Annotated in this window: 21 protein-coding genes; 6 read left to right on the top strand and 15 right to left on the bottom strand. The window is 61.1% G+C overall.

Annotated elements, in window-relative coordinates; translation table 11 throughout:
• The 7 genes from BCY88_RS23415 to garD all read right to left on the bottom strand — a co-directional run.
• On the bottom strand, positions 1–1,154 hold a 1,154-nt coding region (locus tag BCY88_RS23415; protein WP_147408549.1), incomplete at its 3' end, for a porin.
• A 72-nt stretch (positions 1,155–1,226) separates the two neighbouring features.
• Positions 1,227–2,579: a TRAP transporter large permease gene (locus BCY88_RS23420; protein ID WP_120346553.1), complete on the bottom strand. Its 1,353-nt coding sequence runs from the start codon at positions 2,577–2,579 to the stop codon at positions 1,227–1,229.
• Between the two features lie 7 nt (positions 2,580–2,586).
• Positions 2,587–3,057, bottom strand: coding sequence for a TRAP transporter small permease (locus BCY88_RS23425; RefSeq protein ID WP_404935730.1), 471 nt, complete (start codon positions 3,055–3,057; stop codon positions 2,587–2,589).
• A 148-nt stretch (positions 3,058–3,205) separates the two neighbouring features.
• The gene (locus BCY88_RS23430; protein WP_120346626.1) at positions 3,206–4,198 is read right to left on the bottom strand and encodes a TRAP transporter substrate-binding protein; all 993 of its coding nucleotides are present in this window, start codon (positions 4,196–4,198) and stop codon (positions 3,206–3,208) included.
• 617 nt (positions 4,199–4,815) lie between these two features.
• Positions 4,816–5,745, bottom strand: coding sequence for an SMP-30/gluconolactonase/LRE family protein (locus BCY88_RS23435; protein WP_120346555.1), 930 nt, complete (start codon positions 5,743–5,745; stop codon positions 4,816–4,818).
• Positions 5,742–6,584, bottom strand: a complete 843-nt coding sequence (locus BCY88_RS23440) for an NAD-dependent epimerase/dehydratase family protein (protein WP_120346556.1) — start codon at positions 6,582–6,584, stop codon at positions 5,742–5,744. The genes BCY88_RS23435 and BCY88_RS23440 overlap by 4 nt, the downstream gene beginning before the upstream one ends.
• A 61-nt stretch (positions 6,585–6,645) precedes the next feature.
• Positions 6,646–8,235, bottom strand: a complete 1,590-nt coding sequence (gene garD / locus BCY88_RS23445; RefSeq protein WP_120346557.1) for a galactarate dehydratase — start codon at positions 8,233–8,235, stop codon at positions 6,646–6,648.
• A 274-nt stretch (positions 8,236–8,509) separates the two neighbouring features.
• Between garD and kdgD the strand changes: the two genes are divergently transcribed.
• The 3 genes from kdgD to BCY88_RS23460 all read left to right on the top strand — a co-directional run bounded on the left by kdgD (position 8,510) and on the right by BCY88_RS23460 (position 11,894).
• On the top strand, positions 8,510–9,427 hold the full coding sequence (gene kdgD, locus BCY88_RS23450) for a 5-dehydro-4-deoxyglucarate dehydratase (protein WP_120346558.1): 918 nt from the start codon (positions 8,510–8,512) through the stop codon (positions 9,425–9,427).
• 172 nt (positions 9,428–9,599) lie between these two features.
• Positions 9,600–10,952, top strand: coding sequence for an MFS transporter (locus tag BCY88_RS23455; protein ID WP_120346559.1), 1,353 nt, complete (start codon positions 9,600–9,602; stop codon positions 10,950–10,952).
• Between the two features lie 198 nt (positions 10,953–11,150).
• Positions 11,151–11,894, top strand: coding sequence for a FadR/GntR family transcriptional regulator (locus tag BCY88_RS23460; protein WP_115777681.1), 744 nt, complete (start codon positions 11,151–11,153; stop codon positions 11,892–11,894).
• Between the two features lie 129 nt (positions 11,895–12,023).
• Here the strand turns inward: BCY88_RS23460 and BCY88_RS23465 are convergent, their stop codons facing one another.
• From BCY88_RS23465 to BCY88_RS23485, 5 genes are all read right to left on the bottom strand, one after another.
• A complete protein-coding gene (locus tag BCY88_RS23465) occupies positions 12,024–12,506 on the bottom strand; it encodes a hypothetical protein (RefSeq protein ID WP_259461494.1) in 483 nt (160 codons plus the stop codon).
• Entirely contained in the window at positions 12,503–13,177 is a 675-nt protein-coding gene (locus tag BCY88_RS23470) for a M35 family metalloendopeptidase (RefSeq protein ID WP_120346560.1), read from the bottom strand. Before BCY88_RS23470 ends, BCY88_RS23465 begins: the two co-directional genes overlap by 4 nt.
• A 349-nt stretch (positions 13,178–13,526) precedes the next feature.
• Complete coding sequence (locus BCY88_RS23475; protein ID WP_120346561.1) at positions 13,527–14,063, bottom strand: PAAR domain-containing protein; 537 nt, start codon at positions 14,061–14,063, stop codon at positions 13,527–13,529.
• Positions 14,060–14,749 carry a PAAR domain-containing protein gene (locus BCY88_RS39920; RefSeq protein WP_183081435.1) on the bottom strand — a complete coding sequence of 230 codons (690 nt, stop codon included), beginning with the start codon at positions 14,747–14,749 and terminating at the stop codon, positions 14,060–14,062. Before BCY88_RS39920 ends, BCY88_RS23475 begins: the two co-directional genes overlap by 4 nt.
• A gap of 401 nt (positions 14,750–15,150) precedes the next feature.
• A complete protein-coding gene (locus BCY88_RS23485) occupies positions 15,151–16,734 on the bottom strand; it encodes an aldehyde dehydrogenase (NADP(+)) (RefSeq protein ID WP_120346562.1) in 1,584 nt (527 codons plus the stop codon).
• 223 nt (positions 16,735–16,957) lie between these two features.
• On the opposite strand from BCY88_RS23485, the gene garL reads away from it, so the two are divergent.
• The 3 genes from garL to BCY88_RS23500 all read left to right on the top strand — a co-directional run bounded on the left by garL (position 16,958) and on the right by BCY88_RS23500 (position 21,166).
• Positions 16,958–17,758: a 2-dehydro-3-deoxyglucarate aldolase gene (garL, locus tag BCY88_RS23490; protein WP_120346563.1), complete on the top strand. Its 801-nt coding sequence runs from the start codon at positions 16,958–16,960 to the stop codon at positions 17,756–17,758.
• Positions 17,759–17,769: 11 nt separating this feature from the next.
• Entirely contained in the window at positions 17,770–18,684 is a 915-nt protein-coding gene (locus BCY88_RS23495; protein ID WP_120346564.1) for a 2-hydroxy-3-oxopropionate reductase, read from the top strand.
• A gap of 370 nt (positions 18,685–19,054) precedes the next feature.
• Positions 19,055–21,166 carry a glycoside hydrolase family 28 protein gene (locus BCY88_RS23500; protein ID WP_120346565.1) on the top strand — a complete coding sequence of 704 codons (2,112 nt, stop codon included), beginning with the start codon at positions 19,055–19,057 and terminating at the stop codon, positions 21,164–21,166.
• A 137-nt stretch (positions 21,167–21,303) separates the two neighbouring features.
• Here the strand turns inward: BCY88_RS23500 and BCY88_RS23505 are convergent, their stop codons facing one another.
• The 3 genes from BCY88_RS23505 to BCY88_RS23515 all read right to left on the bottom strand — a co-directional run bounded on the left by BCY88_RS23505 (position 21,304) and on the right by BCY88_RS23515 (position 24,673).
• Positions 21,304–22,608, bottom strand: a complete 1,305-nt coding sequence (locus tag BCY88_RS23505) for an MFS transporter (RefSeq protein WP_120346566.1) — start codon at positions 22,606–22,608, stop codon at positions 21,304–21,306.
• 25 nt (positions 22,609–22,633) lie between these two features.
• Positions 22,634–23,446, bottom strand: coding sequence for an NAD-dependent epimerase/dehydratase family protein (locus tag BCY88_RS23510; RefSeq protein WP_120346567.1), 813 nt, complete (start codon positions 23,444–23,446; stop codon positions 22,634–22,636).
• Positions 23,447–23,851: 405 nt separating this feature from the next.
• Entirely contained in the window at positions 23,852–24,673 is an 822-nt protein-coding gene (locus tag BCY88_RS23515) for an alpha/beta fold hydrolase (protein WP_120346568.1), read from the bottom strand.
• Between the last annotated feature and the right edge of the window lie 549 nt (positions 24,674–25,222).

A 25,222-nucleotide genomic window follows, 5' to 3' on the forward strand; every position in this document is an offset into this window, starting at 1 on the left:
GCGCCGTTCTGACCGTCGCCGATATCGGCCGTTGCATTGATGATGCTCGTGGCCGTGCCGGCCTTGTTCGGCGCGAGAGTCTGGCCACCCGCACGCTGGTAAGCCTCCAGCGCATACAGGCCGGTCCGCTTGGACAGACTGTAGTACTGCGAGAGATTGAACTGCTGATAGCTCGCCGCGCTCGTAATGCCGTTCGCCTGCGTCGCACGCGTGTAGCTGTAGCCGGCAGCCAGATCCAGTGCCGTCAGCGGCTTGTAGTGCAGCACTGCGCCAGCCGTGTTGAAGATCGCCTCGTTGTGGAACGCCGAGTTCACGCCCGGGATGTATTGCACGTTCGAATACGAGAACGAGATGTCCCATTGCGAGCTGAACGCATAGCCGCCCGTCACGGCAACGCGCTGCTGCGCCTGCGCCGTCTGATAGCCGTTGTTGATGCCCGACACCGCCGTCTGCGCACCGCCATTCGAGGTCGTGGAGTTAGGATCCCACGCACCGCCGCCCACCGCCGCGTTATTGATGCGCTGGTAGCCTGCCGCGATCCCGAACGGGCCGTTCAGGTACTGAACCGCCGCGCTGTACGTCGAACCGGCATTGGTGCTGCCCGCCACGCCGCCCAGCGAGTACGAACCGCTCACCGTCAGGCCATGCATGCTCGGCGACGTGTACACCAGCGAGTTATTCGCGCGGTACAGCGTATCCAGCGAATCGATATCGCCCGGGTGTGCGCCGTAAGCGCCCGTCAGCCACGTAGTCGGGCTATAGGGCGACAGCAGCGTGTAGTACGACGTGTACTGGCGCCCTGCGGTCAGCGAACCGTAGGTGGCATTGGTCACGCCGACGTACGCCTGACGGTTGAACGCCAGACCGGAAACGGATTGCGCGCCGGTTGCGCTGTTGAAGCCCTCTTCCAACTGGAAGATCGCCTTCGTGCCGCCGCCCAGATCTTCACCGCCCTTCAGGCCGAAGCGGCTGCCCGCCCAGATGCCGTTCACCATCTTGATCACCGAACGGCCCCCCGACGTCGAACCCAGCGACGTCTGGCTGCTCTGATAGCCGATCCCCGTATCGACGACGCCGTACAACGTCACGCTGCTCTGAGCGTGCGCGCCGAGGGCGACCAACCCAAGGGCCGAGGTTGCTAATGCCTTTTTCATTTCTGCTCCTCTGTAAAAAACTTATTCTTTATGTCTGGCAGTGCCTTACCGGCGCCGACTCCCGATCAAGCGTTAAAACACCGGGTGGCCATTGATCAGGCTAGGCAACCACGTTGAAAACATCGGCACGTACGTCACAATGTTGATCGCGCTGAAAATAGCCAGGTAGTAAGGCCACGCCACCTTGGTCGTTTCACCAATCGACACGTTGCCGATCGCACAGCCGATGAACTGCACCGAGCCGATCGGCGGATGCACGAGACCCAATGCGCAGTTCAGCAGGATCATGATCCCGAACTGCACCGGGCCCACGCCGGCATGCATCGCCATCGGCAGGAACAGGGGCGTGGTGATCAGGATGTGCGCCGCCATGTCGACGAACGTACCGAGGAAGATCTGGATGATGTTGATATAAAGCAGCATCAACCAGGGCAGGCTCGTTGCACCGTCGAGCATGTGCTCGATGGCGTCGGGAATCTCCAGATAGGCCATCTGGTAGCGCAGCATGTTCGACACACCGATCAGCAGCAGCACCACACCGGTGGTTTTGGCCGCTTTGGCGAGCGCATGAGCAAGCTTCTTCATCGTCATCGTGCGATACACGACGATGGTCAGCACCAGTGAGTAAGCCACCGCAATCGCTGCCGCTTCTGTCGCGGTGGCAATACCTCTCGCCACGCAGAACAGAATGATCGCGATCACCATCAAACCGGGCAACGCGCCGAGGAACGTGCGGGCCACCGCGAACCAGCCGGGAAAGCGCTGCAATTCGGTCGAACCGTCGGGACGGCGCGGATAGCCGAACTTGACCGCCTGCCAGTACGCGGCGATCAGCACGAAGCCCATCACCCACAGCACCGGCAACAGACCGGAGAACAACAGGTCGCCGATCGACACACCGCTCATCTGGTGACCGTTCAACGTGCCGGTGATGCCTTGAGCCGCGAACGCATAGATGATCATGTTCGTCGACGTGGGCATCAGCGCGCCCGCCAGTGACGAATGGGTCGTCACGTTGACCGCATAGGCCGCGCTGTAGCCTTCGCGCTTCATCAGCGGAATCACCACGCCGCCCATCGCGGACGTGTCCGCCGTCGGCGAACCGGACACGCCGCCGAACAACGTGCACGCGACCACGTTGGCCATGCCGAGGCCGCCGCGGAAATGACCCACTGTGGCCTGCGCGAAACGCAGGATGCGGTCGGCGATACCGCCGTGCAGCATCAATTCGCCGGAGAAAATGAAGAACGGCACCGCGAGGAACGAAAACGCGTTCATTCCCGAAATCATCGACTGCATGGCGGTGGCCGCCGGCAAGCCTTCATACAGGTAAGTCAGGACGCACGAAAGTCCAAGCGCAAACGAAACAGGAACCCCGAATACGAGGAAAACGAGGAAACTAACTGAGAGGATGGCAAGTTCCATGATTCTTCTATTTGTGTTTCTGTGCGAAAAGCCCCAGCAGGTTCTCAAGCGAGAACAGAGCGATGCAGGCGCTGGCAATAACCGGGATCACATAACGAAGCGCTTCCGGAAGACCCAGAATCGGAATCCTGTCGTCCATCGTGGTCTCCGCCATCTGCCAGCAGCCGAAGAAAATCGCCACGGCCAACACGATCAGGCAAAGATGCTGGAACGCATGGGCGATCATCTGGCCTTTCGGCGGCAATTTCTTGACTAGCGAATCAAGCCCGATATGGCCGCCTTCGCGAACCTTGAGCGCGGCGCCGAACATGGCGATCACGATCACCAGCAGGAGGGCAATGGGCTCGACGAAATCCGGCGCATCGCTGAAGACATAGCGCATCACAACGCTATAGATCACCAGCGCGCACAGCGTGGCGAGACTCGCGGACGCCACGACCACCAGCGCGCGGAAGAGAACATCATTTGGGCGTTTCATGAAACTCATTGACCCCATCCTTGCCTGCATTGGACCTGGTTTTAATCTTCAGGAATCCTGTCAGGCGTCGTGACCCCAGGAAACCGCACGGCGCGAAAAACCCGCAGCAGGTGCTGCAAGGCTTTTCGCTACCGCGTTACTTCCGGACTTATTTGACTGCCTGAATTTCGTCGACGAGCTGCTTCATCTGCGGGGTCTTTTCATACTTCGCCCAGACCGGCTGCATTGCCTTCACGAAAGCCGGACGGTCGATCTGCGCCGCGCTGACGATCGTCGCGCCGCCCTTGGTGACCGTTTTGGCCGCGTCAGCTTCGCGCGCGGTCCACAGCTTCTCGTAGTAAGGCACCGAGTCAGCCGCCGCCTTCTTGATGATGGTCTGCTCTTGCGGCGTCAGCGTGTCCCACACCTTTTTGGAGAACACCAGCACTTCCGGCGTCATGGAATGCTGGGTTTCGGAATAGACCTGCGCGACTTCGAAGTGCTTGGTTTCTTCATACGACGGCAGGTTGTTCTCCGCGCCGTCCACCAGACCCGTCTTGAGGCCGGTATAGACTTCGGCGAACGGCATCGGCGTCGGCGTGCCACCCATTGCCTTGATTTCGTCGACCATCAGATCCGAAGGCTGCACGCGCACCTTGAGGCCTTTCATATCGGCGGGCGAATGGATGGCTTTCTTCGCGTACATCGAACGCGCGCCGCTCTCATAGAACGTCAGCGCGATCATGCCCTTCGCCGAGAAAGCGTCGAGAATCTTCTGGCCTTCCGGGCCGTACATGACTTTGCGGAAATGGTCGATGTCGCGAAACAGGAACGGTAGCGACGGGATCATCGATTCAGGCACGATCTCGTTGAATGCGGCGCCGTTCGCGCGCGCCATGTCCAGCGCGCCGATACGGACCTGATCGATCGTGTCGTTTTCGGAACCTAGCGCGCTGTTACCGAAGACCTTCACGGAATCCTTGCCACCGGTTGCCTTGTTGATTTCTTCGCCCATGTACTTCACGGCCATATTGGTCGGATAGGTGTCGCCATGCACGTCCGACACGCGGAATACGCGAGCGTGTGCCGACACGGTGCTGAACGCCAGCACCGAGGCCGCGACAATCATCGAAACACGGGAAGAGGCAAACTTCTTATTCATCGTGACATTCCTTGAAAAATAGATCATCCAATCGATGCGGAGGGCCGCTTGCGGATGTTGCGACATGGTTTTAATGCGTCTCCCGGCTTCAAAAAATGCCGCGCCTTTTTTCTCTGCCGTACGATCACCACCGTTCTCAGGCGGCGAGAGTCTTAATATGCGAGCCTGCGCAATGTCCCCGGCGCAGATCCTCAGCACTCCTCTCGGACAACTCGACTTCTTTGCTTCGACTGCATCGGCGTGAACCTCGTGCTGCTCACACCGCGCTCTTTGTCCAGCGGCCAAAGCTATCCCGAAATGATTTTGCTTGGCCTCATATGTTGTACGACGACATATGAAGTCTATAAAACGTAATCTGAGTTGTACAGCCGGTATTTACCCGCACGAAAGCGAGTTGAACGTAAGAGTTTCCGAATTGAGATCAAGCCAAAGGCCAATACAGGCAAGGATACGAGCCAAACCCATGTCTCATGGGTTGATATTTTTCGTAGAGGGGGAGATGGCTCGAAAGTGGCATTTATGCCACTATGTTGTACGACGAGCGATGAATAAAAGATAACGACTGTTAGGCACCGGCATGCTAATACCCGGCGCCCCGGCTCATGCAGGCCGTTTTTTCAGAGTTCGCCCGCGTAGTCAGGCTCGGGCAGCCCCGTCACGCCAGGGCGAACGGCAAAGAGATGGCCGTCGTGTTCGCTCGCGCCAGTGGCGGGACGAATCGAGGTCACAAACAGCGTATCCAGATTGCTGCCGCCGAATGCGCACATCGACGGCTTCACGGCCGGCACGGCAATCTGCCGATCGAGCTTGCCTTGCGGGGTGAAGCGAAGCAGCAAGCCCGCGTCGTTCGCGCAGATCCAGTAGCAGCCGTCTGCGTCCACCGCGGCGCCGTCGGGACGCCCGGCGTAATCGTGCAGGTCGGCGAATACCCGGCGATTGCGCGGCTCGCCCGCTTCGATGTCGTAGTCGAATGCCCAGATCTGACGGCGCAGCGGATGCGAGTCCGACAGATACATCGTGGTCCCATCGGGCGACCACGCCAGACCGTTTTGCGTAATCAGTGCGTCGACAACCGGCTCTGACAACACCCCGCGCTCGTCGAAGCGATACAGCGCACCCGCGGGATTTGCCGCTGCCATGTCCTGCACCATCGTGCCGGACCAGAAACGGCCTTGCCGGTCGCAACGGCCGTCGTTGAAACGCATATCGGCGAACGGGAAAACCGGCGCGGCAAGTTTCCTTGCGGTCACGGCCAGCGGTTCGGCGTTGGAGGCGCCCTCGGTCAGCGCAACCGCGAAGAGTCCTGTCTCGCACCCAGCCAGCACCGTGCCGTGCCGGTCGAAGGCCAGGCACGCCACTTTCTCCGGCAATTGCCACTCGGTACGCTGCGCGGAATCGGGTCGCAACCGGACGATTTTTTGCGCGGGAATATCCACCCAATAGAGTGCCTGTTCCGCGGCACGCCACACCGGACTCTCGCCGACCGACGCGGGCACCTGCCCTGCCGCCTCGACACGCTCCACCCGCGGGTTCGCCACGGCGCTCATCGTTTCGGCTCCATCGGACCGGCCAGCACAAATGGACCGCCCTGGAAACGCTGCGTCGGATCGTCGAGCTCGGCGGTGGGCGCCGTGACCGGGAACAGATGCTCGAATTCGATCGAACTGTCCTGCGGACGAAACCCGAGGAACGCCGCCTTGGTGTTATCGACCCACTTGGTCCGGTTATCCGAGACGCCATAGACGATTGCATGCCCGACCCGGTTGGTGAACAGCGAGCAGCGCACCAGTTCGATAAGGTCGCGAAAGCTCAGATAGGTGACGAGCATACGCGGATTTTTTGGCTGCTCGAACGACGAGCCGATCCGCAGGCACACCGTTTCGAGACCAAAGCGGTCGAAGTAATAGCGCGACAGCGATTCGCCGAAACACTTCGTCACGCCATACAGGCTATCGGGACGCAGCGGCGCGTCGATATCGAGCACCGACGTGGTGGGATGAAAACCCACGGCATGATTCGAGCTCGCGTACACGATGCGCTTCACACCCTGCTTCTGCGCGGCCGAATAGAGGTTGTACAAGCCGCGGATATTCGCTTCGAGCAGATCTTCGAACGGCGCTTCGACGGAAATGCCGCCAAGATGAACGACCGCATCCACGCCGTCGAGCAGCGCGTGAACGGCCGCTTCATCGGCGAGGTCGACGATCGAGGCTTCCTCATGCGCCGCCACGTCGCCCAACGGCGCGATATCGGTGACGCGCACGACATCGGCCCACGCGGCGAGCGCGCCGCGCACCTGCTGGCCAAGGTTGCCGGCAGCGCCGGTGAGCAGAAGACGGCGGAAAGGTTTTTGCGCCGCCTGGCGCTCAAGGGTCGAGTCAGTCATATCTCAGTCTTTGTCGTGGTTGCTGGCAGTACGATCCGGTCTATCGGAGCGAACGGAGCGATCAGGTCACCGGCGCCGGATTGAACAGCGTCAATGCATTGTGGAGCTTGAGTTTTTCCGCGCACGTCTCCTTGCGTCCGCTGGCGACGTCGAGCATCAGGCGGAACAACTCCCAACCCACGTCCTCGATCGTCGCCGCGCCCGTTGCGATGGTACCGGCATTGATATCCATCAGATCGTGCCAGCGGCGCGCGAGATCGGAGCGAGTCGCGACCTTGATGACGGGCACTTCCGCGAGGCTGTACGGCGTGCCGCGGCCGGTCGTGAATACATGCAGGTTGATACCCGCCGCGACCTGCAGCGTGCCGCAGATGAAATCGCTGGCCGGCGTGGCGGCGTAGATCAGGCCCTTCTGCCTGACCTTTTCACCCGGCGACAACACGCCGGAGATGGCCGAGTTGCCCGACTTGATGATCGAACCCATCGCCTTTTCGACGATGTTCGACAAGCCACCCTTCTTGTTGCCCGGCGTGGTGTTGGCACTGCGGTCCGCGCCGCCGCGCTTCAGATAATCGTCGTACCACTGCATCTCGCGGATGATCGCGGCAGCCACGTCCGCATTGGCCGCGCGCGCCGTCAGCTGATCGACGCCGTCGCGCACTTCGGTCACTTCGGAAAACATCACCGTCGCCCCGGCGCGCACCAGCAGATCGGTGGCGAAGCCCACGGCGGGATTCGCGGTCAGCCCGGAAAACGCATCGCTGCCGCCGCATTGCACGCCGACCACCAGATCGGAGGCCGGACAGGTCTCGCGGCGGCGATTGTTCAGCCGCTTCAGATGAGCGTCGGCCATTCTCATGATCGACTCGATCATCGACTGGAAGCCGACATGTGCTTCGTCCTGAAGCACCACCACGCCGCCGTTCAGATCGGCCTCGACGTCGCCGATGTCGGCCACTTCGGCGACGTTCGCAGCAGCGGCAATCGGAATCGTGCCCGGCGGCATCAGGCGTTCAGGCTGCAGCTTCTCGCAACCGAGACTGACCATCATCACTTCGCCGCCGAAATTCGGATTCAGGCTGATGTTGCGCACGGTGCGGATCGGCACCATCGCGTCCGGCGCGTCGATCGCTACGCCGCAGCCATAGGTGTGCCCGAGGCTCACGACATCGTCGACGTTCGGGTAGTGCGGCAGCAGTTCAGCCTTGATGCGGGTGACCGCGTGCTGAACCACGTCGGCCACGCATTGCACCGTGGTCGTGATCGCCAGAATGTTGCGCGAGCCGACCGAGCCGTCGGCATTGCGATAGCCCTCGAACGTAAAGCCTTCCAGCGGCGGCATGTCCGGCGCCTTGATGGTGGCGATGGGCAGATCGTCCAGTCCGGGCGGACTCGGCATGCGGATCACGTGTTCGTTGATCCAGCTGCCCTTCGGCAAAGCCTTGAGCGCGTAGCCGATCACCACGTTATAGCGGACGACCTCGTCGCCTTCCGCGAGATCGGTCAGCGCAACTTTGTGCCCTTGCGGAACACGCTCGCGCAGCGCGAGGCCATCGGGAAATACGGCGCCCTCGCCCAGACCGCCGTCGTTGACGACGATCGCGACATTGTCATTGGGGTGAACGCGAATGTAGAGCGGGGTTTGTTCCATTACATCGATCCTTGTGGCGATTTCACGCCTGCAGCGCCCATTGTGGCATTGACTGCGGCGCCAACTGTGGTGCCAATCGGGCACTCACAATTCATACGTCATCCTACAACATGGGAGATTACCCAGACGTTCCGTATTTACCCTATGCCGTGCATTATGCCGCGAAAACACCGTTGAGTTAGTCGATTTGTTGTTGTACGATGACGTATAAGAAATCTCCATTTCCAAGTACAACGCCTTACGGCCCCTATTCGACACGCCCTGGATATTCATCATGACGACACCGCAAGAACTCAAGCAGATCGTTTCCGAAGGCCTGCTGTCCTTCCCCGTTACCGACTTCGACGCACAAGGCGATTTCCGCGCCGATACCTATGCCGAGCGCCTCGAATGGCTCGCGCCGTACGGTGCTTCGGCGCTGTTCGTCGCCGGCGGCACGGGCGAATTCTTCTCGCTCACGCGTAACGATTACTCGAACGTCGTGCGCACGGCAACCGAAGTCTGCAAGGGCAAGGTGCCGATTCTCGCCGGCGCGGGCGGCCCGACGCGCGTGGCGATCGAATACGCGCAAGAAGCCGAACGCCACGGCGCAAACGGCATTCTGCTGATGCCCCACTACCTGACCGAAGCCTGCCAGGAAGGCATCGCGGCGCACGCGGAAGAAGTCTGCAAGTCGGTGCCGAACATGGGCGTGATCATCTACAACCGCGCGAACTCCAAGCTTAACGCCGACATGCTCGAAGGGCTGGCCGAGCGTTGCCCCAACCTGATCGGCTTCAAGGACGGCGTGGGCGAAATCGAGAACATGGTGTCGATCCGCCGCCGCCTCGGCGAGCGCTTCTCGTATCTCGGCGGCCTGCCGACCGCCGAAGTCTACGCGGCGGCCTACAAGGCGCTGGGCGTGCCGGTGTACTCGTCGGCCGTCTTCAACTTCATCCCGAAGACCGCGATGGATTTCTACCGCGCGATCGCGGCGGACGACCATGCAACCGTCGGCAAGCTGATCGACGAATTCTTCCTGCCGTATCTGGCGATCCGCAACCGCCGCCAGGGCTACGCGGTCAGCATCGTGAAGGCCGGCGCCAAGCTGGTCGGCCACAGCGCGGGGCCGGTGCGCGCACCGCTGACCGATCTGACCGAAGAAGAAATGGCGCAACTCGACGTACTGATCAAGAAGCTCGGCGCGCAGTAAATCGTGAAAATGCGCATGAAGATGCGCACGAGGTCGCGCACGCGGCAATGCACGCGATAGCGCGGTAAGGCGCCCAGCCGTGCGAGCCCGCAGCACGCACAGCACGCAAAGAGCGCCCGGGACGGCAACGTCGCCGGGCGCTTTTTCACTGATAAGAATTCAGGAGATGACGATGGAAATGAGCCGCACCGCGAGCCCCGCCGACGTCGCAAAGCGCACCAAAGTCCGCTACGCGATTCTGTTGCTGATCTTTCTGATCACGACATTCAATTACGCGGACCGCGCCACGCTCTCGGTTACCGGATCCGCGATGCGCGCCGAGTTCGGCCTCGATGCGATCAAGATGGGCTACATCTTCTCCGCGTTCAGCTGGGCCTATGTGCTGTCGCAATTGCCGGCGGGCTGGCTGCTCGACCGTTTCGGCGCGCGGCGCGTGTACGCGGCGAGCATTTTCCTGTGGTCGCTGTTTACGCTGCTGCAAAGCTCGATCGGTCTGCTGGGCAGCGCGGCGGCCGCCGTCACCGCGCTATTCGTGCTGCGCTTTGCGATGGGCGCGGCCGAATCGCCGGCGTTTCCCGCCAATGCCAAGGTTGTGGCCAGCTGGTTTCCCACCAACGAACGTGGCACCGCCTCCGCCATTTTCAATTCAGCGCAATATTTCGCAGCGGTCATTTTCACGCCGCTGATGGCATGGCTGACGCATGCGTTCGGCTGGCACGCGGTCTACCTCGTGATGGGCGTGGCCGGCCTGTTGCTCGCCTTCACCTGGTTGAAGGTGATGAAGAACCCCGCCGATCACCCACGCGTCTCGCGCGCCGAGCTCGACTACATCGAACAGGGCGGCGGCGTGGTGAACGGGCACAAGAAAGCGGCCCGGGTCGAGGATATCGCCGGCGCCGGCGGCTGGTCGCTGGTGCGTCAACTGCTGGGCAACCGCATGCTGCTCGGCGTCTATCTCGCCCAGTACTGCATCAACGTGCTGACCTACTTCTTCCTGACGTGGTTTCCGATCTATCTCGTGCAGGCGCGTGGCATGACGATTCTGCAAGCGGGTCTGGTGGCGTCGCTGCCCGCGATCTGCGGATTCTCGGGCGGCGTGCTCGGCGGTATCCTGTCCGACGGGTTGATCCGGCGCGGGCATTCGCTCACTGTCGCGCGCAAGGTGCCGATTGTCGGCGGCATGCTGCTGTCGGTGTGCATCATCGGCTGCAACTACGTGTCGACCGACTGGATCGTCGTCGCCCTCATGTCGCTCGCGTTTTTCGGCAAGGGCATCGGCGCGCTCGGCTGGGCTGTCGTGGCGGATACGTCGCCGAAGGAAGCGCTCGGTCTGTCGGGCGCCATCTTCAATATGTTCGGCAACGTTGCCGGCATCGTGACGCCCATCGTGATCGGCTACCTGGTTGCAAAGACCGGGTCGTTCAACGGCGCGCTGGTTTTCGTCGGCCTGAATGCCTTGCTGACGGTGTTCAGCTACCTCGTGATCGTCAAGGACATCAAACGGGTCGAACTGCGTCACGGTTAAGCGCCGGGCCGTTATCGTACTTCCGACGGTGCTGGCAAAATAGCGCCGCCAGGCCGCGCGACGCCTGAACCCGGGCATCGGCATTGGGTCTACCGCCAATGCCGAAAATGATCCGGCGTTTATATAATCAGTCGTCAGACGACGGTATAATGAATCGCAGGAAGTACCTGCAACTATCTGATTCGAGGGGCGTTTTCGATGGCTACACCACTGGCATCCGCGGCACCGCCACGACGCGCGCGCAATCTTGCCGAGTTTGTCGTCAGCTACGTCACCGAGCAAATCGCGTCCAACGCCTTGAAGCCCGGCGACAAACTGCCGACCGAGTCGCAGCTGATGGTCACGCTGAGCGTGAGCCGCACCGTTATCCGCGAAGCGATTTCACGCCTGCAGGCCGGCAAGATCATTGAGACGCGTCACGGCATCGGCAGCTTCGTGCTGGAGCCGCAGCGCGAAAAGCTGGGCATCGACATGGTGCCTGCCACCACCTTGCGCGACGTGCTGTCGATCCTGGAACTGCGCATCAGCCTTGAAACGGAATGCGCCGGTCTCGCCGCCCAGCGGGCCAAGCCGGACGACCTCGCGCGCATGCGCGCCGCGCTCGACGCGATCGAGGCCACCCGCCACAACGGGCTGGATAGCGTCGACGCCGACCTGCAGTTCCACATCTCCGTGGCGCGTGCAACGGGCAACCGGTATTTCGTCGACATCCTCACGCAAATGGGCAGCGCGCTGATCCCGCGCAACCGGCTTGATTCGGCGGGGATCGCGCGGGCCGAGCCTGATGCGTATCTGTCGCTCGTCAATCTGGAGCACGAAAGTATTCTTGAGGCCATCACGCGCCACGACGCCGAAGGCGCGCGTGCGGCAATGCGCATGCATTTGTCCAATAGCCGCGAGCGGTTGCGGCGCGCCAACGAAAGCGCGGAAGCAAATAGCTGAGAGTTTGCGCGGGGTAGGCGCTGATTTGTTACGCTGGACGCGGGAAAATCCGGAACCCACTACCCTGTAGACCGCAACGCCGCCCCGCTTAGGGGAACGGCGTTGCCGTCGAAGCGGGCCGGCATGGGTCTACTTGATTACCCTGCTTGTCGGCGTTACGCGTGGATCGTTGCAAAGGCGCTCGCAACCACCATTGCATAGTGGGACTAGTTCGATTGCTATCTGATGCACGTTTAAAGTACCGTCGTCGCTCTTTACCATCTCGTCAGTCAGCGTCTTGCGTTCAATCAGGACATTCTCCGGTTTGATACCTAACTGGATAAGATATGCCTTGACGACCGCGCCGCGCTCATTCTTCAGTTTTCCGCCACTCTTTTCCCCGACGTATGCGCCCGCAATAACTACAGCCTGGATATCAACATCTGGCCATTTGCGGGCTTCGAGCACAATATTTGCGATCGACAATCGATCTGCATTCGATAGACCTATCGTGTTAAATGGCAATCGCGTTTCCATTGATTCATTGATAGTACACGCGCGCGCCGCCCCGGAAAGCCAAGGCGCAGCAGCTGCCGTCGCGAGAAACAGCAATGCAAAGAGTTGTTTTTTCATTTGGCGACGGTTCTATCGAAAGTTGCAATATACCCCGTAATGCTATCGGCGTTTCGTATGGCCTTTTCCGGGTTGCCTATTGCAAATGCATGCATCCCGTTTTCGGTATTGCCGTACATAATATCATTTGAGTTAAAAGTGTCGGTGTAATGTGTACATTCATGAATCAAGGTTTTCACTTTCGCACCGCGCCATAATTCGCCGTTCGAGTCAGTACAAAATGAACTGTAAATAGCGATTACTCGCTTTTCTGAATCCGGTTTACACACGCCGGCGCGATTCTGGCCGCTGTCGGGAACGACAGCACATGTAAGATTTTTGTTCAAGGCATCATCCCATCGAACAATTTTCTCAGGCACAAGTTCCTGAAGTGCCGATAGCAACCTGGGCAGACCAGCTGCGAGCGTGCTTCTGATTTCCTCGTCGGCCCGACCAAAATAATAGGCTGCTCGCGCCCTTTCCCGGGTGTCCCATTTCGAGAGTTCCGCAATGCGCTCTTTCACCAGCACAACTGCGGAATCCCTTACTTTCATAATAATTTTCCTGAATTCCTGATTGGTCATGTTCTGGCAAATCGGCGTCATATTCAGGGCAACATTGATGCATGAATCAGGCGTTGTATTCGTGCAAGCCGAATCGTGTACGGTTATCCATTCCGTGGCGTCAGTCATTCTTCTTACCTCCCAACCTGAAGCGGTAGTTTTGATAATTCTTGCATTGCGTTTCCCCTGCCGCGTTTGTCGTGCCGGTGAAGAACTCGCGCGCTGTGAACGATGGTGCGATAGCGCTTGTTCGAGATCGGTCCGCCCGAACCATCCCGCAACGTGAATTGTTCGTTGTATGGCACGGCTAATAGGGCTTCACCTGCCGGGGCACTTGCGTGGCCCGTGTCGATATACATGTCGCTCCACGCGCAGAGTGATGTAGCCTGGGATGTCGTTCGCATTTGCAAACCACGAAGCGAATCATCTTCCACGACCGCATCGTAGATGTCGGTCGTTTAAGGGTCCTCATACGTAGTTATGCCGCAATGTCGAGGCAAAGCCGCTCTACGTCATCCGTACAGACGCGTTGCGTGCGTCCGCGCGAATCGGTTACGCCGGTAGCGACGACGCTCGAACCAACTCGCACGCGATAACGCACGCCCACCAATGGTTGACCCGCATGGTCGGCAAGCGTGTATTGCTCGTCGTACCGCTTCGTTGCAACCTGCTGCGCCGAAGCGCTAACACTGTTACCCATCAGCGCCGCTGCCTGCTCGGACGTGAAGGACATCGACATGCCGCGCTCGGCATAAAAGATCGGCGACGGGTTGCAGCCGCAGATGTTGATATCGCCGCTCAGTGCCCATTGCTTGCCATTGTGTGCAGTCCCCGGCCAGCGCGGACCTTTCGGCGCTATGAACCCTTTCTGTTTGCAGGCTGTGCAATAAGTTTCCATGTACAGCGTGGCAATATGCGCGCGCGGCGGCGGATTGGAACAGGTGACATACTCCAGGCCCTCCGTGATCATGGCGCTCCCGCCCCGATCACCCTTGGCGAGAAAGTAGCGGATCATACACGCTCACTTCCGCGCCTGATCTGCGCGTCGGTTACAGGCTGGTAGGTGCCCGGTTGCCCACTGCCTTCGCGCTCCGGGCTATCCGTAATCGCGTCGCCATTATCGAGTGTGCTTCCTACATACGCGAACTGTGCGAGGCCGCGATTCGCAACGAGGGCAACGCCACTCGTGATCCGTGCGGTGGTGCCGTCCGCGTAATAAACCAGATCGCCGATTACGCCGACCCTCGCGTCTTCGCCGTTGATGCGCCAGTTGCCACCCGGTTCGCGCAGGACGCCGCCGCGCGCCGTGGTAGAACCAAAGAGCGCGAGGCGATAGCCCGGTTCGACGGGCGGTGGCATGTAGGACGGATCGAACAGGCCTTCGGGTTTCTCGTCTTCGGGGACAAACAGGCCTGACTTCCCATCGTCCCACGGAGTAAAGACGATTTTGTCGCCGTTGCTAAGGCCGCTCCCTACAAGAGCAAAACATTTATCGCGGCAGAAACTGAGCTTGCCCGAGCCATCAGTAACAACTGCTTCGCTACCGTCGCGATAGGTGACGACATCACCCACCAGCGCCACGCGAAGCCCACAAATAACCAGCCCCGACGATGCGTAAGTGACATAGCCGCCGCGCTCGGTGCGCGCGCCGATGGTTGCGAGTGCGTACGTCGTGCCTTTGTGTTCCTGCTTGCCTGACATTTCCATAGCTCCACGAAGCAGATGAAAACAACCGGCCCAATAAAGAGACCGGCGCCAGCCCAAAGGATCAATGGCAGTCCGTGCGCGCGAACATCAGATAATTCCGAAAAAAAAGGGGACGATACATGCGTATTACATCGTGGCGTGCATTCGATTTTAGAATCGACAACTTCCCGCCGATATGGACAAGTATTCCCTCGCATCGCACCTTGGATGTATGCGATCGTCGGCGAGGCTAATGCCGTCCGCTTGGGGATTTGTTGATCTGACCGCAATTGCAAAAGCAGGGCAAACAGAAGCATCCGGGGCCCGTACAGGCTCCGGATGCTTTTATGTCTTTGCGCATGACTCGAGCGCAATTCTCGATGCAGGCGCCCAATCAGGCGCCGCTCATTCTCCGCCTAGCTGCGCGTGATCTCACCATCGCGACGGCGCCACAAGTCCAGCGGATTGCCGTCGGCCAGCGACGCCGGCAGCAGATCTGCCGGGAAATCCTGATAGCACACCGGGCGCAGGAAGCGCTCGATCGACGTCGTCCCCACTGACGTTGCCCGGCTATCGGAGGTGGCCGGGAACGGGCCGCCGTGCACCATCGCGTGCGAGACCTCGACACCGGTCGGGAAGCCATTGACCAGAATCCGCCCAGCCTTGCGCTCGAGAATCGGCGCCAGCTTCTTCGCCGCTGCCAGATCGGCGCTATCCATTTGCACCGTGGCAGTCAACTGGCCGGCAAAGTGCTCGGCCACCGCGAGCAGTTCCTGCTCGTCCTTGCAACGCACGATGGTCGACGCCGGCCCGAAAACCTCGTCCTCCAGCGCCGGCGTGGACAGGAACGTCAACGCATCGGTCACGAACAAAGCCGCGCGCGCTTGCGTGGGACCCGTCGCGTCGACGCCTTGCGCAACCGTTTCGACACCCCGGGTTGCCGCCAGTTTGCCCTCGCCTTCTTCATAGGCCGTGTGGATGCCGGCCGTGAGCATGGTCTGCGCCGGCTTGCCGCTCAACGCCGCGGAGGCCGTCGCAATGAAGCCCTTGAGCGCGTCGCTGTCGACGGCGATCGCAAGCCCCGGGTTGGTACAGAACTGCCCCGCACCGAGCACCAGCGAATCGACAAAGCCACGCGCGATGGTTTCGCCGCGCAGCGACAGCGCATTCGACAGGAGGAACACCGGGTTGATGCTGCTCATTTCCGCGTAGACCGGAATCGGCTCGGCCCGGGCGGCCGCGACACGCATCAGCGACGTGCCGCCAGCGCGCGAACCCGTAAAGCCCACCGCCTTGATCGCCGGATGCGCGACCAGCGCTTCGCCGACGGAATTGCCGGCGCCCACTATCATCGAGAACACGCCATCAGGCAAATCCATGTCCCGCGCGACCTGCTGAATGACTCGGCCGACCATCTCCGAAGTCCCCAGGTGAGCGCGATGCGCCTTCACCACTACCGGGCAGCCCGCCGCGAGCGCCGCAGCGGTATCGCCGCCCGCCACCGAGAACGCGAGCGGGAAGTTGCTGGCGCCGAACACCGCAACCGGGCCCAGCGGAATCTTTTGCATCCGCAGATCGGAGCGCGGCAAAGGCTTGCGCTCGGGCAACGGCGAATCGAGCGTGGCGGCCAGCCATTGGCCGGCGCGCACGACTTGCGCGAACAATTTGAGCTGGCCCGTCGTGCGGCCACGCTCGCCTTCGAGACGCGCTTTCGGCAGACCCGACTCCTCGTGCGCGCGCTGGATCAGCGCGTCGCCGAGCGCCGTGATGCCGTCCGCGATACGCTCGAGGAACTCGGCGCGCACCGTGAGCGGCAAATGCCGGTACGGGTCGAACGCCTGCTGCGCAAGTTCGCACGCGAGCTCGACATTCGCGACCGAGCCGCTGCCGAACACCGGCTCGGCGATCTCGGCGCCCGTGGCGGGATTGAACGCGCGCAAGGGTTTTTCCTCGCCGCGCACTGCTTTGCGGCCAATCAGCATTTCGCCGGTAATAGACATTTCGCTTTCCTTGGATGGACGTCTTAGATATATGTCATCCTATAACATAGAGCGCCTTACACGCAACTTGAAACCCTTGTCACATGAGGAATTCGGGTTTACGTGGCAGTTACAAGCTGACGACCCGGTGCTAATCTTCATTAAGACATACGACAACTTATGACATTCGGTTCAGCCACAGTCGGAGCTTGCCCGGTCAATTGCAGTTCAAGGAGACATGCCCATGACAGCCGTCACACCTTATCAGCCCCTGCCCAATAGCTTTCGCCGCGCCGTGCGCGGCGGCGAAACCTTGATCGGTTGCTGGGCCTCCCTCGCCAGCCCGATTGTGACGGAACTGCTCGGCATCATCGGCTTCGACTGGATGCTGCTTGATGCGGAACACGCACCGAACGACGTTCTGACGCTGATCCCGCAGTTGATGGCGCTCAAGGACAGCCCGAGCGCGCCGGTAGTGCGCCCGCCCGCCAACGACAGCGTGTTCATCAAGCGGCTCCTGGATAGCGGCTTTTCGAATTTTCTGGTGCCGTTCGTCGACAGCGCCGAAGATGCCGCACGCGCCGTCGCCGCGACCCGCTACCCGCCGCAGGGCATCCGCGGCGTCTCGGTGAGTCACCGCGGCAATCGCTATGCAACGGTCGCCAACTACTTCGACATCGCCAACGACAACGTCTGCGTGATCGTGCAGATCGAGAGCCGCAAGGCCATCGAAAATATCGACGAAATTCTCGCCGTGGACGGCGTCGATGCCGTTTTCGTCGGGCCGTCCGATCTCGCGGTCGCCTACGGCCACATCGGCAATCCGAACCACCCTGACGTGCAACAGGCGATCGCGCACGTCTTCGAACGCGCAGAGGCTGCCGGCAAGCCGAGCGGCATCCTCGCCCCCGTGCAGGCCGATGCGGAGCGCTATCTCTCGATGGGCTGCCGCGTCGTCGCAGTCTGCGCGGATATGGGCTTGCTGAAAACCGCCGCACAGACGGTTCAACAACACTTCATGCAGAAACCGGCGGACCGGAAGTAGCCACGGCCGCGATGACATCCACGGAGCATTCCATGCAAAAAGCAGGCTTTATCGGACTCGGCATCATGGGTAAGCCCATGGCTGCCAACCTTCTCAAGAACGGCGTCGCCCTCGCGGCGTTCACGCGCAGCGGCGTGCCCGCCGAACTCACCCAGGCCGGCGCTATCGCATGCGACAGCCCGGCCGCCGTGGCCGCGCATGCCGACGTGATTTTTGTCATGGTGCCGGACACGCCGGACGTCGAACGCGTGCTGTTTGGCGAGCAGGGACTCGCCGACGCCTTGCGCCCGGGACAGATCGTGGTCGACATGAGCTCGATTTCGCCGATGGCCACGCGCGACTTCGCGGCACGCGTGCGCGAGCGCGGCGCGGACTATCTCGATGCACCGGTTTCCGGCGGCGAGGTCGGCGCCAAGGCCGGCTCGCTCACCATCATGGTCGGCGGCGAAACAGCGAGCTTCGAGCACGTCAAGCCGCTCTTCGACATGATGGGCAAGAACGTCACGCTGATCGGCGGCGTCGGCGCGGGCCAGGTGTGCAAGGTGGCGAATCAGGTGATCGTTGCCGCGACGATCGAAGCCGTCGGCGAGGCGTTGCTGCTCGCCTCCAAAGCCGGCGTCGATCCGGCGCGCGTGCGCGAAGCGTTGATGGGCGGCTTCGCATCCTCGCGCATTCTCGAAGTGCACGGTGAACGGATGACGAAGCGCAGCTTCGATCCGGGATTTCGCATCGAGCTTCACCAGAAGGATCTGAATCTCGCGCTGTCGACCGCTCAGGCACTTGGCGTCTCCCTGCCGAATACAGCCACCTGCCAGGCGCTCTTCAACGCCTGCGTGGCGCATGGCGGCAAGGCATGGGACCACTCGGCCATGGTGCGCGCGCTCGAAGTACTCGCCAATCACGAAATCGGCCAGCAAACCGCTTAAGCACGCAGCCCCGACCCTCGGCGCCGCCCTACTGTCTCCATGCAAATAGACAGGTAGGCGCGGCGCTTCCTCGCATTCGCGAGCCTGGCAAGCGAGTCTCACCCGCAACGGTTTCATCTGGTCACGCAGTTTTATTACAAATATTAAGGATGACTTACAGATAGAGAGACGACACTTCAATCCCTGCTTATTCAAGCCGAGATTGAAGAAACGCATCCCACCGAGCATCGGAAAGTTCTGACGATCATTCACAACACCCACAAAGGGAAAGGAGACATCCGTGGCAACCCACGATAAAAACAACGGCAAGCAGGTGGCATCGAGAGCACCCGATCGAAACGAACCCAATTCACCTAAACGCAGAGCATTCATGCTGCTCGCAGGCACCTCCGCAGGGGCCACCCTGTTAGGAACTCTGCCTGGATGCGGCGGCAACAGCGGCTCGTTAGGCTCCGCGACAACGGGATCGACGACACCGCCGCCCGTCGCGGCAGCAGACCCGATCTGGGGGCCCACCGGCCAGGCAACGGCAATCATCAACAGGCTTGCCAGCATCACCACGTCGACGTTCCCATCTGTCGATTTTCAGGTGACGGGCTATGGCGCGCGGACGCTGCCGGCATCCGCCCTGATTCAGGCGAGCGCGTGGCCTGGCGGCACGATTTCATGGGTAACGGGATCGCAAGCCGCGACGTCGCCGCAAAGCCCCGGCTCGAACGTCATGGTGCCGTGGGATATGACGGACACGGCCTATGATTCGTACTCCGCATTCAATGCCGCGATTCAGGCCGCGCACGCGGCGGGCGGCGGCCGCGTGGTGGTGCCGGCCGGCAACTGGTATTGCGGCGGCCCGATCGTACTCCTGAGCAATGTGAATTTCCATTTGAGCTCCGGCTGCACGATCTATTTCAGCCCTAACCCGGTTGACTACGCGAAGAATGGCCCATACGCGACGGCGAACGGCAATCTGTACTGGACGCGCTGGCAAGCGAACGACTGCCTGAACTTCGGTTCGCCGATCTATGCGTACCAGCAGACCAACATCGCGCTGACCGCCGACGACAATACCTGCGTGTTGAACGGCCAGGCGATGACGCCGATGCAGTTGAGCACCAAACCGCCGACCTCGTGCTGGTGGACATGGAAAGGTTCGAGCAACGAGTATGGCTACGTGAAACCGGCTTCGGGCGGTGCGCCGGTTTCGCAAGCCGATGCGAACACGGGCACCACCGCCTACCCGGCCAACTCCGCCACTTACCCGGCCAGCGTTGCCTTGACGAGTCTGCCCGCGGCCCAGGTCACGAATCCGCAGGCCAACGTGTCGTTCACGAATCAGGATGGCACGACCACGACGCTGATGAATCTGCTTACGGTCTCGGGCTGGAATCAGGACCAGAACTATCTGCCGGCGCTGTCAGAGCTCGGCGTGCCGGTCGTGGATCGCACCTTCGGTCTCGGTCACTTTCTGCGCCCCTGCATGGTCGAATTCATCGGCTGCACCAACGTGCTGCTGCAGAATTACCACACGCAGAACACGCCGTTCTGGCAGCATCACCCGACCGATTGCACGAACGTGGTGATCGACGGCGTGTTCGCGGATAGCATCGGCCCGAACAACGACGGCTTCGATCCGGATGCGTGCAATTACGTGCTGGTGCAGAACGTTCAGTTCAATACCGGCGACGATTGCATCGCGATCAAGTCCGGCAAGTGCCTCGACACTGAATACGGCCCGATGCAGAACATCGTGGTTCAGAACTGCACGATGCAAAGCGGCCACGGCGGGCTCACGATCGGCAGCGAAATGAGCGCGGGCGTTGAGAACGTCTACGCGCGCAATCTGACGATGCAGAACGAAAACTGGGCGACCAATCCGCTGAACATCGCGCTGCGCTTCAAGACCAACATGAACCGCGGCGGGTTCATCAACAACGTGTGGATCAACGGCGTGACGCTGCCCAACGGTGTGAACCTGGCGGGCAAATACGGCGGCGGCGCGCTGGGTTCGAGCGTTCCGGGCTCGGTTCCCGGCACGGGCACAGTCGGTCTCACGGCCAACCCATCCACGGGCCAGGGCGGCCTGATCACGTTCGACTGCGATTACAGCCCATCGGGCGATGCGGTGCGCTGGAACCCGGCGACGATCAACAACGTCAACATCACGAACGTGAACGCGACCAACACGTCGGGTACGGTGAGCTACGCGATGCCTGCGGGTTTCTCCGCGACCTCGGCTTCATGCTTCCAGGCTATCGTCGCACAGGGCCCGGTGGCGGCGGACTACAACGGTCCACTGCCGGTCCCGACCGTGCAGCCGATTACGGGTGTGACGATCTCGAACTGCAACCTGGGAACGCCGATTTGCACAGGCCCGGCAACCACCAGCACGCCGGGGCCGGTCTTCGTGAACAACGTGAAAGCCATCACGCTCAGCAACGTGGTGATCGGTGGGGTCACGTATAACAGCTCGCTGGTTGGCTGACGAACAGGCGAGAGTCTCAAAACAAATGGCGGCGCCCTGGGGCGCCGCCATTTTTGCATCTTCGTTTAGTTTCGCTTACCCGGCGTGCGTCGCGAGCCGATCCTAACCGCCATTCGCGCTATCGCTCACTTTGTCGCTCACTTACCCGCCACATTCGCTGCCACACTCGCCGCCACCCAGCGCGGCTCGGGGGTCTTGTCGCCACTTCGGGCCAGCAGGCACACCACGGCAGCCGCGACGATATCGAACACTGCCAGCACGACAAACAACGGGCTATAGCCGATCTGCGTGACCAGCACGCCGAACAGCGCCGTGAACGCGGCCGCGCCCAGGTAGCCGGCCATGCCGCCCATACCCGTGGCAGTGGCGACTTCGTTCTTGCCGAACATGTCGGAGGTAATCGCGTACAGTGCCCCGGACAGCGTCTGGTGAGCAAAACCGCCGACACACAGCAGCGCAACCGCCACATACGGACTCGCCACCAGCCCGACACAGGCCGGCCCGATCATGCAGAGCGCGCCCACCACGAACACCAGCTTGCGCGAGGTGAACAGCGAGACCTTTGCGTATCGATGAAACAGCGGGCTGAGATAGCCGCCGAGCACGCAACCGATATCCGCCGCCAGAAAAGGCATCCATGCGTACAGCGCGACTTCCTTCAGATTCATGTGGCGCTCGGTCATCATGTAGAGCGGAATCCATGCATTGAAGGTCTGCCAGGCCGGCTCGGAAAGAATCCGGGGAATACCGATTGCCCAGAAATCGCGGCTGCCCAGCATAGCCTTCCAGCTGCGCTTGACCGCGCCGAATTCGCTGTGCTTCGCCTCCTGCCCGCTGAGGATGTACTCGCGCTCGGCGTCGCTCAACAGCTTCTGTTTCTGCGGGTGCTTGTAAAGCAGCATCCACAGCACGCTCCACACAATCCCCGCCACACCGACGATCAGAAACGCCCATTGCCATTGACCGTGCAACAACGCCCAAACGACCAGCGGCGGCGCCAGCAGCGCGCCCACGGACGAGCCGATATTGAACCAGCCGATCGCAACGGAACGCTCCTTGGCCGGGAACCACTCGCTCGTCGCCTTGACGCCGGCCGGGATGCCCGCCGCTTCAGCGATACCGAGCACACCGCGGAAGAATGCGAGGCTGCGCCAGCCCGTGGCCCATGCCGCCGCGGCACACGCCAGCGACCAGGCGAGCGCGAACGCTGCAAAGCCGAGCTTGGTGCCGACTGTGTCGAGCACATAGCCCGCGACCGGCTGCATGAACGCATAGCAAAGTTGCCACGCCACCACCACGTGCGAATACTGCGCGGTCGTGATGTTGAGGTCCTTCATCAGCGTCGGCGCGGCGACCGACAGCGTATTGCGCGCAAGGTAGTTGATGATGAGGCCGGCCGCGACCAGGCTGACCATCCACCAGCGAATGCCCTTGATTTTCATGACTGCGTCTCCTCGTATTCCTTGATCAATCAGGACGGCCTGCGTCGGCATCGCGCGAGTAATCGATGCCGACGAAGCTGCCGCCCTGGTAACGCTGGCCCAACGCATCGAGCGGGTTCGGCTGCGCGAGGATTTCCCCGGCGTAGACCTCGGCGTCCTGCGTCGGCCGGTAGCCCAGACGGCTCGCGCCGCTGTTGTCCCACCAGCTGCGCTTGTTGGCTGACACACCCCACACGGTGATGAATCCGACGTCGTCCGCCTCGACACAGCGGTCGAGAAAATGCAGCAGGTCGCGATGACCGAACCAGGTGCTCAGGTGCCGCCGCTCGGTCGGCCGCTCAAGGCAACTGCCAATGCGCACGCAAATGCTCTCGATACCGTGCTTGTCCCAATACATCCGCGCGAGTGCTTCGCCCCACACCTTGCTCAGACCGTAGAAGCCGTCCGGGCGCACTGCGCAGTCGAGACTGAGATGTTCGGTGACCGGATACATGCCGATCGCGTGATTCGAGCTGGCGAACACCACGCGCCCAACGCCTTGCCGGCGCGCGCCTTCGTACACCTCGACCAGCGCGCGCAGGTTGTTGTCGATGATTTCCGGCAGCGGACGCTCCACGCTCGTGCCGGCGAAGTGAATCAGCACGTCGACGCCGGCCAGCAAACGATCGACGACGGCGGGGTCGCGCAGGTCGCCGTGCATCACGTCCTCGCCTTCCACCAGCGGAACCAGCGCCTTGGAGCCGGCGGCCGAACGCAAGGCGACGCCACGTGCAATCAACGCCGCGCGGACGACCGAGCCAAGCTGGCCACCAGCGCCACTCAGGGCAATTTTCTTCATAGGGGTTCCTTTACAGCGCTGCGCGCGATTGAGCCGGCGGACGGCAAGCAGTGAAGCCGAAGCGGCAAGGACCAAGAACGGCCTTTAGTTGTACGATAACGTACTATCTACGATGGCGAGATCGATTTCAACCAGGCACTTACCCGTACCCGTGCAGCGAACAACAGAAATTACCCTTTAAAAACAATCCCATCTGTCAATTTTATTTATGTGACGTCGTATAACAAAACAGCCAATTCAGTCGTTGGCAATGCGCTATCCAGCCACTTCGCTACTCCGCTTTGAACGCCAATGCACAGATGGGCACCTCGCTACCACCCGCGTAGAACGGGGCCAGATACGAAGGCGGCCGGCGCAGGCAAATCGCCTCCCGCCGGCCACACCCACTATGTCAGCGCCCGCGCATCAGGAACCGATAAATTCCAGCAGATCGGCGTTTACCTTGTCGGCTTCGACCGTGCACATGCCGTGCTGCCCGCCCGGGTAGACCTTGAGCGTGGCGTCCCTGACAATTTCTGCCGTCTTGCGGCCGGCCGCGTCGATCGGCACGATCTGGTCGTCGTCGCCATGCAGCACCAGCGTCGGCACATCGATCTTCTTCAGATCTTCCGTGTAGTCGACTTCGGAGAACTGCTTGATGCAGTCGTACAGCCCCTTGATCGAACCGACCATGCCTTGCGCCCAGAACGAATCGATCACGCCCTGCGACACCTTCGCGTTCGGACGGTTGTAACCATAAAACGGCAGCGCCAGATCCTTGAAAAACTGCGAACGGTCGTCTACCACGCCCTTGCGGATGCCGTCGAACACGTCGATCGGCGTGCCTTCGGGATTGCCTTCCGTCTTGAGCATCAGCGGCGGCACAGCACCGATCAGCACGGCCTTCGCCACGCGTTTCGTGCCGTGCCGGCCGATGTAGTGCGCGACCTCCCCACCCCCGGTCGAATGCCCGACCATCGTAGCGTCCTGCAGGTCGAGGTGCTCGATCAGCGCGGCGAGATCGTCGGCGTAGGTATCCATATCGTTGCCCTCCCACGTCTGCGCCGAGCGGCCATGACTGCGCCGGTCGTGCGCGATCACGCGAAAGCCTTTGCTGCCGAGGAACAGCATCTGCGCGTCCCAGGCATCCGCGGACAACGGCCAGCCGTGCGAGAAGACAATCGGGCGGCCTTTGCCCCAGTCCTTGTAGAAAATTTCCGTACCGTCTTTCGTGGTGATCGTGCTCATCTGCTGACTCCTTCGGGATGACGTCTGCCGTCGCCGGCAGGTGGATGAAGCATGCCTCTCAGATCATTCGCACAGCATGGGCCGTGCCGTCCGACGAAAACAAAACCGTTGCCGCTGCACTAACCGCCGCATTAACCCGATCAACCGCGAATGCAGGACGAACTCGAAGCGTGTGCAGGCGACTGGGTGGAACGTGGAAGAAAAACGACCGGCGGTACACGGCGGGATGCTTACTCAAGCATGACACGGCCTGCAACACACTTTGATGACTGAATTGATGACTGACTCACGAAGAACAGCGCCGGTTCACGTGGCATTCGAAATGACTGGCAGGCATGAACAACGGATAACGGCGCGGCATGAGGCGCCTGCCGGCAAGTTGCATGGTAGAAATAAACTAGCCCGATGGCTAGCTGACAGGCCAATAGAAAGTCGGCGCGAACGGAGGTATTGTCGGTTGATGACGAGTGGACCTTAGTCCCGAACCTCAATCCGGCATCCACATTCAGCCGGCCCATGTTAAAGGAGATTTTCACCGTGCCGCGCCCG

Origin of the sequence: Paraburkholderia fungorum, from assembly GCF_003610895.1 — a bacterium.
GTDB lineage: Bacteria > Pseudomonadota > Gammaproteobacteria > Burkholderiales > Burkholderiaceae > Paraburkholderia > Paraburkholderia fungorum_B.

Bases quoted from the DNA above. Each gene is read 5' to 3' on its own strand.
- BCY88_RS23505 (WP_120346566.1), bottom strand. From the start codon at position 22,608: ATGAAAATCAAGGGCATTCGCTGGTGGATGGTCAGCCTGGTCGCGGCC.
- BCY88_RS23435 (WP_120346555.1), bottom strand. From the start codon at position 5,745: ATGAGCGCCGTGGCGAACCCGCGGGTGGAGCGTGTCGAGGCGGCAGGG.
- BCY88_RS23500 (WP_120346565.1), top strand. From the start codon at position 19,055: ATGCTGCTCGCAGGCACCTCCGCAGGGGCCACCCTGTTAGGAACTCTG.
- BCY88_RS23425 (WP_404935730.1), bottom strand. From the start codon at position 3,057: ATGAAACGCCCAAATGATGTTCTCTTCCGCGCGCTGGTGGTCGTGGCG.
- BCY88_RS23485 (WP_120346562.1), bottom strand. From the start codon at position 16,734: ATGTCTATTACCGGCGAAATGCTGATTGGCCGCAAAGCAGTGCGCGGC.
- garD (WP_120346557.1), bottom strand. From the start codon at position 8,235: ATGGAACAAACCCCGCTCTACATTCGCGTTCACCCCAATGACAATGTC.
- BCY88_RS23455 (WP_120346559.1), top strand. From the start codon at position 9,600: ATGGAAATGAGCCGCACCGCGAGCCCCGCCGACGTCGCAAAGCGCACC.
- BCY88_RS23460 (WP_115777681.1), top strand. From the start codon at position 11,151: ATGGCTACACCACTGGCATCCGCGGCACCGCCACGACGCGCGCGCAAT.
- BCY88_RS23430 (WP_120346626.1), bottom strand. From the start codon at position 4,198: ATGAATAAGAAGTTTGCCTCTTCCCGTGTTTCGATGATTGTCGCGGCC.
- BCY88_RS23515 (WP_120346568.1), bottom strand. From the start codon at position 24,673: ATGAGCACGATCACCACGAAAGACGGTACGGAAATTTTCTACAAGGAC.
- BCY88_RS23510 (WP_120346567.1), bottom strand. From the start codon at position 23,446: ATGAAGAAAATTGCCCTGAGTGGCGCTGGTGGCCAGCTTGGCTCGGTC.
- BCY88_RS23420 (WP_120346553.1), bottom strand. From the start codon at position 2,579: ATGGAACTTGCCATCCTCTCAGTTAGTTTCCTCGTTTTCCTCGTATTC.
- BCY88_RS39920 (WP_183081435.1), bottom strand. From the start codon at position 14,749: ATGTCAGGCAAGCAGGAACACAAAGGCACGACGTACGCACTCGCAACC.
- BCY88_RS23465 (WP_259461494.1), bottom strand. From the start codon at position 12,506: ATGAAAAAACAACTCTTTGCATTGCTGTTTCTCGCGACGGCAGCTGCT.
- BCY88_RS23495 (WP_120346564.1), top strand. From the start codon at position 17,770: ATGACATCCACGGAGCATTCCATGCAAAAAGCAGGCTTTATCGGACTC.
- BCY88_RS23475 (WP_120346561.1), bottom strand. From the start codon at position 14,063: ATGATCCGCTACTTTCTCGCCAAGGGTGATCGGGGCGGGAGCGCCATG.
- kdgD (WP_120346558.1), top strand. From the start codon at position 8,510: ATGACGACACCGCAAGAACTCAAGCAGATCGTTTCCGAAGGCCTGCTG.
- BCY88_RS23440 (WP_120346556.1), bottom strand. From the start codon at position 6,584: ATGACTGACTCGACCCTTGAGCGCCAGGCGGCGCAAAAACCTTTCCGC.
- garL (WP_120346563.1), top strand. From the start codon at position 16,958: ATGACAGCCGTCACACCTTATCAGCCCCTGCCCAATAGCTTTCGCCGC.
- BCY88_RS23470 (WP_120346560.1), bottom strand. From the start codon at position 13,177: ATGACTGACGCCACGGAATGGATAACCGTACACGATTCGGCTTGCACG.